This is a genomic window from Slackia sp. (assembly GCF_977041755.1).
The window spans coordinates 1-8,322 of the sequence record NZ_CDRRGL010000086.1; the positions used below are offsets into that span (position 1 = coordinate 1).

Sequence of the window (8,322 nt, forward strand, 5' to 3'; positions counted from 1 at the left end):
CCTTACCGCATGGCGTTCAAGCTCCAGCTATTGGGGTGACGGCTACGTTTGCGGGCTCTGGAGCCCAGACTGCGTTCTTTATAACAACTATCCCGTTTTGAATCCTTAATGCCATGAAACGTTTGGCAATAGCTTTTCTCGGATTTGTCTGCATTGTCGTTGTGCTGGTTGCGATTGCTGCACTAATGACAACAACGAAAGCAGCACCGCGCAACACCGAGCTGCCATCTAACATTAATTATTCGGTCGACCCCGGACAGACTCTTCTTCTAGACTCCACCGAGGATCTTCAGCAAAAACCGCAAGCATTTTTTCCGTGGGATGGATCTCTTGCTGTGACGTTAGTCGAATGCGATGTCTACGAAAACATGCAAGAGGCGGGAATCGATTCGTCAAACCGGTTTTACCGCGATAATGGTCCTGCTTCTGGTTCAAAATGGAAATATATCCAATGCTCGCTAAAAATCGAAAACATCGACGCAACCCCTGAAGGGGAGGACGGTCTGTTTGGCATCGACGTGTTTCACTTGATGGTCGAGGGTGGCTCGAGCGACTTTTGGGATTCAACCCAACCCAGGCAGGTTGAGTATTTCGACGGCTATATCGAGAATGCAACCGAGAAGGACGGTTATCGCTTCAAGTTGCCAGTCGGAGAAGAGCGGCTTCTTACTATTGGTTTTTGGGTTGAAGAGTGCGACTGCTCAAAACCCATGTATATTTGCGGCGGGCTATGGGATGGTGCTACAAAATACCGCTTTTATCTGCCAACTCAGAGAGAAGGATAGATTATGCCTGGCCTGAAAGCTGAATTATCCAAAGCCTTCGTGTCGAAATGGTTTTTGCTTCCATGCTGTATCGCGACAGCAATTGCGATTGTCGCTGCGATTGGCGGATACCTCGATGACGCGAAAGGCGCATATGCGCTGGACTATATTTCGACGAAATGGCTCGACTGCACCATTTCCTCTTGTTTTAAATACAATATTCTTGCCGACTTTACGCAACCCGCCAGTGATATCTTCTTTATATTGCTGCCGCTGCTGTGTTCGATTCCTTTTTCGTGGACACTGGCGGACGAATTGAACAGCGGATTCGCTTCGAATAGCATTCTGAAAAGCAATCCGACCATGTATTTAAAAAATAAATACCTAGTCGCATTTATCGCCGGGGGTTGCATTGCGGCCGTGCCCATTATCGTAAACTGCATTCTGTGCGCATGCCTTTTGCCTGCAAGAACCCCCGATGTAACGAGCTCTATTTACTTTGCCGTTTTCGACGATAGCCTCTTTTCGTATTTCTTTTATAACTGCCCCATCGTATTCGATGCTTTATTTCTTGTATTGAATGTTGTGTTTTGCGCTTGTTGGTCTGCTTTCGTTATGTCCTTCTCGTTTGTCGTAAGGAGACCAGCATTGCTTGTCGGTTTACCGTATTGCGCGCTATTCCTCCTTAAAGCTATCGAAGATGCTATTCCCAGCGATTTTATTTCGTTCGAGCTCTCACCGTTTCTCTTTTTGCGAGGATGCGCGCTATCCCATTCCCAATCGGGAATGTATATTTTGCTCACACTACTGGTCTTGTGCTTGGTCCCGTTGGCAACAATGCATTACGTTTCGAGGCGGGGCTTCCATGAATAGCGCAACCAAAATCCTGGTAGTTAATGTCAAACACCGTCGCAACGAGCTGATAGCTCTCATTGTGGGGCTATTCGTTTTATGCAATGCTGCCATTATGAGCTTCATCTTCGAATGCGACGCGGAGCAACTCAAGTCGCTCACATTTGCGGATTTTTTCGCAGCACCCCTTATTGGAGGTATTAGCCTTCAGCCATTATCTAAGGCGCTGCATCCTATCCCGTTTCAATGGATGGGAATCTGCCTATTCTCGATGCTTTGGACGATGCTGGCCCCGCTTGGACGAACGGGAAAAGAGAGTGGATATTTCGTCTTAGCGACTGGAAATAGAAGTGCTTGGTTCGTTGCAGATATTGTGTGGTTGATAATCGGTGCTCTGATGCTTTTTATCGCGCTCTGCGTGTCTTCCTTGGCATGGACCATAGCGCAAGGTGCGGAATTTGGCACAAGCATTCTCTCTTTATGCAACGTGCTTTTGGACGATGACTATTTGAGCGGTAATCCGCACGTTACGGGAGGCATGCTCGCTTCGTTTCTGCTCGCACTATTCTTCATCAACTGCATCGTGCTTAACGTGCTGTCTCGTTTCGGCGAAATATCCGCACTTGTGTTGAGCGTTTTCATCGTCGCTTCGGCTCCTTGCTATCCTTCAGGTTTTCTTGTCGGAAGATATCTTTGCCTTGCATGCTACGCAAGCATTTCCTCTGAAGGGCTCGATGCGGCGAGTGGTTGCATCGCGTTGTTTGTTCTGGCGTTGATTTCGGCTGCTGCGTATTGGGTAAGGGTCGATCGCATGGATATCTCGTTCGGTCAGGAGGCATTGCAATGATTATTCTTGATGGTGTTTGTAAAAGCTACAAAGGCACTCGTGTGCTTTCGGATATCGAGCTCCGCTTGAATGACGGCATTGTGTACGGGCTTCGCGGTGTCAACGGTTCGGGAAAAACGACCTTGCTTCAAATTATTTCGGGATTAGTCATTCCGACTAGCGGTTTGGTTATCGTGGATGGCAAGCAGGTTAATCCTGGTTCAAATATCCCCGATTCCATAGGCGCCCTCATTGATTCGCCAGGATTCATTGCGCGTTATAGCGGATTGAAGAACCTCATGTTTCTTTCCGGTTTAGGCTTACCGTTCTCGAAAGACGATGCGTGTTTGATGATGGGAAGGTGCGGCCTCGACTCGTCTAATACCAAGCCTTACAAAAAATATTCACTAGGCATGAAGCAGAGGCTTGGGATCGCTGCAGCTTTTATAGGCTATCCTCGTGTCGTTCTTCTCGATGAACCAACCAATGCGCTTGATTCTACGGGTCCTGAATTGCTAAAGGGACTAATCGACGAAGCAAAGAACCAAGGCGCGACGATAGTCATAGCGAGTCATGACGAGGGTTTTCTTAGGGGCCAATGCGACACCGTATATACCTTGGAGGAGGGAAGAGTGGTTTCAAATGCTCAATAATGCCGCCAGGGTTATTGCAAAGGCAGTTGGTGTTCTTGGAATATGCGCCATAGCCGTAGGCGTTGTCATGCGAATCGCCTGGATCAACGATACTGCTTTGAAATTACCCGCTGTTGAAACGCACGAGATGCATGAAAACGTATCGTTCGACGGTGCCTTCTTGTCGCTTGCCAGCGAAAACACTTCAGGTTATTCCGTTAATGTGACCAATGCGGAAAAGATGTCGTACAACGAATATATCGAACGCTACGGCCTGGATAAGAGTAAAACGTTCGAAGGGCTCGATTCTTTGAGCCTCATATGTCTGGAGATAGAAGTTGGCAATATCGGTAACTCCGATGGCGGAATATTCCTATTCGAATGCAATTTAGTGCCCGAACGTAAGAACACATATTACATTGCGGATACATGGCTTTGGGCCGAAAGTGAACCGGCGATTACGGATGGTTCAATGCGCTATATAAAAATCGCACCCGACTCGACGTACACGATTCACGTTCCCTATAAGACCAATATTCGCGACGAGGAAGAGCAGACGGAATATAAAAGGGTAATCGAGGATTCTGAATTCAATTTATATCTATCCAATATGCCCATACGAAAAGAGATTCATGTCATAGCTGAAGAATAGCGGAGAAATACGGCTGCCATTGAGAGTCTCTTCTATAAATGCTTTTATATATGTCCGTCTTACATAGCGGGCAGTTTACCTTTTGCGAAAAATTTACCCCCAGCCGGTAGAAAGAGTTCCGTTTCTGTGCGAGACCTGTTAAATGCTACGAGCATTTAACAGGTCTCGCTCGGCGTACCGTTGTGTACGGTCCATGCGCGGTTTTTCTGGCTTGTCATGAAACCAAACGGCCTGCCAACCTTTGGATATGGTCGGTAGGCCGTTTTCGTGTTGTGCTGGGTGCCGCTTACAGCAGAATGCGGTGCGTAAAGGTTTTGCCGTCGAGAATGCCGAAGCTGTGCGACCCATCTTTGGGAATGGCAACGCTGCCCGGGTTGAAGAGCCATACGCCGGAGTGATGCGCGTCGCGCTCGTTTACTTTGATATGCGTGTGTCCGAACAGGAATGCGCTTCCCTTCGGCAATTTCGGCATGTTGTTGACGCTGTTGTGCAGCCCGCTTCCGAAAACATGGCCGTGCGTGCAGAACAGGCGCATGCCGTCAGCGAAGACGAGCGCGTAATCGCCCATGCAGGGAAATTCGAGCATCATTTGGTCGACTTCCGCATCGCAATTGCCGCGTGCGGCCACAATGGAACCTGCGCGTTCATTGAGCATGGCGGCAACGCTTTTGGGGTCGTAGCCCTCGGGCTCTTCGTTTCGTGGTCCGTGATACAAAATGTCGCCGAGCAGAACAATCTCGTCGGCTCGCTCCTCATCGGCCGCTTTCAAGAACTTTTCGCACCATTTCGCAGAGCCGTGAATGTCTGAAGCGATTGCGAGCCTCATGAGTGTTCCTTTCGTTGTCGAGAGGTGAGTTGCCTTTTCATTATGCGCATTAGACCGCCGCTTCGGGCTCACGATTTCGAAACGGCGGCTGGTGTGCGTGTTTTTCGGTGGCCGTTGAGCACGTTGCCGAAGGGCGGCGTTTCCGCTCTATTCCCTTGTGTCGCGTTTCGCGAAAAAGCCAAGCGGTCTTTCCGCGTTTGCGATTGGCCTTTATTCTTTCGTGCCTCGTTTCGCGAAGGGGTTGAGCGACTTCTTTTCCTCAGCGATATTCCATTCGCTCACGAACGGGTCGTTGTCGAGGCCATTCATAATGCCATCGAGCTCGGCGTCGATCTTGGGCAAGTGCTTCGCCTTATATTTCACGGGCTTGCCGGCCATATAAACTTGTTCAACGTTACGCAGCGCGCAGAGGTCGTTGAGCGGGTTTGCGTCGAGCACGATTAAATCGGCGCTCTTGCCCGTTTCGATGGAGCCGGTCTCGTTGGCTACGCCCAACAGTTGCGCGTTCTTGAGCGTCGCGGTATGCAGTGCGAATTCGGGCGTCACGCCAGTATGACGCTGGAAATACACCACTTCGCGCCACATGTCGTAGTGCGTGACGAACGGGCAGGCGGAATCGGTACCCAGACCTACGGGAATGCCGTTGGCAAGCGCCTGACGCGTCGCGGTGGCGACGCCTTCGTAGACAACGCGGCCGTTGACTTTCTGCACATGGGTAGAGTGCGTTTTCTCGGGCGAAAGCACCGCGAAGGGGAGTGCCGGCGAGAGCGTGCAGGTAAGCGACGAGGCGTTGCCGAGCCCATTTTTCTTGAACAGCTTCAAAAGCTCGTCGGTAAGGGGTGCGCCATGTTCGATGGTATCGACGCCCGCTTTCAAGCCGACCTCGACGCCTTCGGTGCTTTCGATATGGGCCGAGGTGCGAAGCCCGAGTTTATGCGCTTCGTCGCACACTGCTTGCGCGATATCGAGGGGCATGCGCAAGACTCCCGGCTCGCCTTCAACCTCGGCATCAAAAACGCCGCCCGTGATGAAGAGCTTGATCTGATCGGCTCCATTGCTGAAGTGCTCATGGACGAGCGCACGACCCTCTTCGGGAGTCGTCGCTTTCTTCGCAAACAAGCGCGCATGGCCCTCGGGAACAGTGATGCCGCATCCCGATGCGATAAGGCGCGGACCTTGGAACTTGCCCGATTTAATTTGATCGCGCACTTGGATATCGGCATACCCGGGGTCGCCGACGCTGCGCACGGTGGTTACGCCGCTTGCAAGCTGGTTTTTCAGCGAGGCTTTCAGCATGTGGCGCAAAATCGCCATGCCAACGGGGTTGCCTGTGACTTTTTGAACCGCCCCTTCGGCGTTGCTTGAACTGTGGGGCGTGCCGTCGCCAACCAGATGCACGTGCATGTTGATGAGTCCAGGTATGAGGTACTTGCCTTGCAGGTCGATGATCTGTTCGCCGCCGCGCATTTTTACTTTTGCGGTGGGGCCGACTTCGACGATTTTTCCCTTGTCATCGACGAGAACTGTCGTGTCGAGCATGGACTTCATTTTTTCTGTGCCGTCGAGCACCGTGGCGTGGATGAACGCATACGACATAAGCTAGCCTCCTTGAATCGCGTTACTTTGATTGTATCGTCTGTGGCATATTGTTGCGGTGCTGAACTATTGTTTTTATCGTTTCGTTGCTCTCTTCCAAATAAATACCTATAAACCTATTGCATAAATAGGGAAATAGAATAATAATGCAGAACCATCCTAATCAAAGGAGCCTCGGCTCCATGTTTCAAAGGGGGACGCTATGTCGTTCGAAACCGTCGCGTCGACGGTGGTGGTGCTTGCAATTCTCGTTGGCCTCATCGCCTTTTTCAATCGTGACGTCTTCAACGACCCCAATGCTCAAGTGAGCGCAGCGGGAGAGATTGAGGCGTAAAATCATTCTTTATTTTGTTAGGTGAACGTTTGTTGACGCCGCTTTGCCCCGTCCGGAGTTTTCCGGGCGGGGCTTTATAATTCCATGTGTTTATGCTTTTCGCTCCCTAGGGGCGTTGAAAGGGGATTTTCGCTTCGTTATGTCGAACGTATTTGTGAATAACGCGCTCACCAGGACTATTAGCCAATGGTGGAACCGCTTGCTCGGTGCCGCGAAAGAGGGCTCCTTTTCCGATCAGGACGAGATGTATGCATCGCATCGCACATCGCGCGACTACATTTGCAATATGTTCGGCATTGCCACATGGGGCATGGTTTTCCCTGTGCTCACCGTCGTTATCACGCAGCTCACGAATGCCGAGCTTGCGGGTATGTTTTCGCTCGCGTTCATCACCGCTACGCTGCTCATGATGATCGGCAATTACGGCGTGCGTACCTATCAGGTTTCCGATATCGATGAGCGCCATTCGTTTGCCGATTATGAGGTGAACCGTTTCATTACCTGCGCGCTTATGATGTTTGTTGGCGTGGGGTACTGCATGGTGCGCGGCTATGGCGGAGACATGCTCACCATTTCAATTGGCGTGTATTTCTATCGCATGATTGATGCTCTCGCCGATGTATACGAAGGTCGTTTGCAACAGCAAGACAAGTTCTATCTTGCGGGCATCTCGCAGGCGGTGCGCTCCGTGCTTGTCGTGCTATTTTTCTCGCTCGCCTTGCTCATTACGCGCAATGTGGGTGTTGCGAGCATTGTCATGGCTGTGGTTGCGGCGCTGACGTTCGTTTTCCTCACTTTCCCTTTGGGGCTTATCGAAACGCCGAAATCGCCCCGCTGCACCTTTGAGAGCGTTGTGGTGATTTTCAAGCAGTGCTTCCCGCTGTTCTTGGCGGTGTTCCTGTTCAACCTCATCGAGAGCATGCCGAAGTTCGTGATGGAAGGCGTGCTCCCTTATGATAGCCAGCTGTACTTCAATGCGCTGTATTTTCCAGCGCAGGGTATTATGCTCGCGATTCAGCTGGTATATAAGCCGCTGCTCGTGCGTCTTACGAAGGAATGGGCCGACCCGAGTCGACGCAAGCGATTCGATTTAGCATTCTTGGCCATGATGGGCGTTGTGCTCGCATTCACGGGCGTGACGGCCGTCCTTATGGGCTGGATCGGCATACCTCTTATGAGCTGGATTTACGGTTTGGATTTTGAACCCTATCGAGGATTGGCCTATGTCATGGTTGCTGCGGGCGGCGTGACTGCGGCGGTCGACTTCTTGTATCAGGTCATTACGGTGCTGCGCCGTCAGGGCGACGTTACGAAGCTTTATTTCATCACGTTTGGCTTTTCGGTTTTCGTGCCCATCTTGCTCATTAATTTCACGGGCTTGCCGGGTGCGGTAATTGGCTACCTCATTGTTATGGCGATCCTGCTTTCGCTGCTCGCCATGGAATACATCACGATTCGCGTGCAATTCAGCCATGGCGCGGTGTGGCAAGAAGACGACGAGGCTTCGGGTCGTACGCCGACGTTGCCTGTGAACCCTGCTATGTCGGGGCGCATTGATATCTCTCAGGCGGACGCACTGCGAATTCGCCAGAAAACGAAGAAGGCCATGCACAGCGCTCGCGAGCAGGTTAAAACGGGCAAAACGAACGTGGTTCGCTCGCATGGGTCGCATACGGAATCGACCGATGGGCCGGCTCGAACGACTCGTGTGCACGGCAATATCGGGCAAGCTTCGCAGCGCGTGCGCGTTTCGGGAGCTACCGTCGCCTCGACGAGAGTTTCTTCCGATGCCGAGGCGCGCGAGCGCGAGCGAAAGGCGCGCGTTCGCGCCCAGCTTATG

General features: G+C 51.5%; 9 protein-coding genes. 7 read left to right on the forward strand and 2 right to left on the reverse strand.

Annotated elements, in window-relative coordinates; genetic code table 11:
• The first annotated feature begins 113 nt into the window (after positions 1 to 113).
• Genes ACWI8T_RS06880 through ACWI8T_RS06900 form a run of 5 tightly spaced genes read left to right on the forward strand, consistent with a single transcriptional unit; the run spans position 114 to position 3,726 of the window.
• On the forward strand, positions 114 to 785 hold the full coding sequence (locus ACWI8T_RS06880; RefSeq protein ID WP_449138408.1) for a DUF5027 family lipoprotein: 672 nt from the start codon (positions 114 to 116) through the stop codon (positions 783 to 785).
• Positions 786 to 788: 3 nt separating this feature from the next.
• On the forward strand, positions 789 to 1,637 hold the full coding sequence (locus tag ACWI8T_RS06885) for a hypothetical protein (RefSeq protein WP_449138409.1): 849 nt from the start codon (positions 789 to 791) through the stop codon (positions 1,635 to 1,637).
• On the forward strand, positions 1,630 to 2,463 hold the full coding sequence (locus ACWI8T_RS06890; protein ID WP_449138410.1) for a hypothetical protein: 834 nt from the start codon (positions 1,630 to 1,632) through the stop codon (positions 2,461 to 2,463). Before ACWI8T_RS06885 ends, ACWI8T_RS06890 begins: the two co-directional genes overlap by 8 nt.
• A complete protein-coding gene (locus ACWI8T_RS06895; protein ID WP_449138411.1) occupies positions 2,460 to 3,095 on the forward strand; it encodes an ATP-binding cassette domain-containing protein in 636 nt (211 codons plus the stop codon). The genes ACWI8T_RS06890 and ACWI8T_RS06895 overlap by 4 nt, the downstream gene beginning before the upstream one ends.
• Positions 3,085 to 3,726 carry a DUF5028 domain-containing protein gene (locus tag ACWI8T_RS06900; RefSeq protein WP_281669028.1) on the forward strand — a complete coding sequence of 214 codons (642 nt, stop codon included), beginning with the start codon at positions 3,085 to 3,087 and terminating at the stop codon, positions 3,724 to 3,726. Before ACWI8T_RS06895 ends, ACWI8T_RS06900 begins: the two co-directional genes overlap by 11 nt.
• 286 nt (positions 3,727 to 4,012) lie before the next feature.
• Here ACWI8T_RS06900 and yfcE read toward each other — a convergent pair whose 3' ends face one another.
• Both yfcE and ACWI8T_RS06910 read right to left on the reverse strand, forming a co-directional pair.
• Entirely contained in the window at positions 4,013 to 4,552 is a 540-nt protein-coding gene (yfcE, locus tag ACWI8T_RS06905) for a phosphodiesterase (protein WP_449138412.1), read from the reverse strand.
• Positions 4,553 to 4,762: 210 nt separating this feature from the next.
• Positions 4,763 to 6,148, reverse strand: coding sequence for an amidohydrolase family protein (locus ACWI8T_RS06910; protein ID WP_449138413.1), 1,386 nt, complete (start codon positions 6,146 to 6,148; stop codon positions 4,763 to 4,765).
• Between the two features lie 202 nt (positions 6,149 to 6,350).
• Here ACWI8T_RS06910 and ACWI8T_RS06915 point away from each other — a divergent pair, with 202 nt between their 5' ends.
• Together ACWI8T_RS06915 and ACWI8T_RS06920 are read left to right on the forward strand one after the other, a co-directional pair.
• Entirely contained in the window at positions 6,351 to 6,482 is a 132-nt protein-coding gene (locus tag ACWI8T_RS06915) for a hypothetical protein (protein ID WP_287538984.1), read from the forward strand.
• A 139-nt stretch (positions 6,483 to 6,621) separates the two neighbouring features.
• Positions 6,622 to 8,322, forward strand: a 1,701-nt coding sequence (locus ACWI8T_RS06920) for a lipopolysaccharide biosynthesis protein (protein WP_449138414.1), incomplete at its 3' end; no start/stop codon positions are given.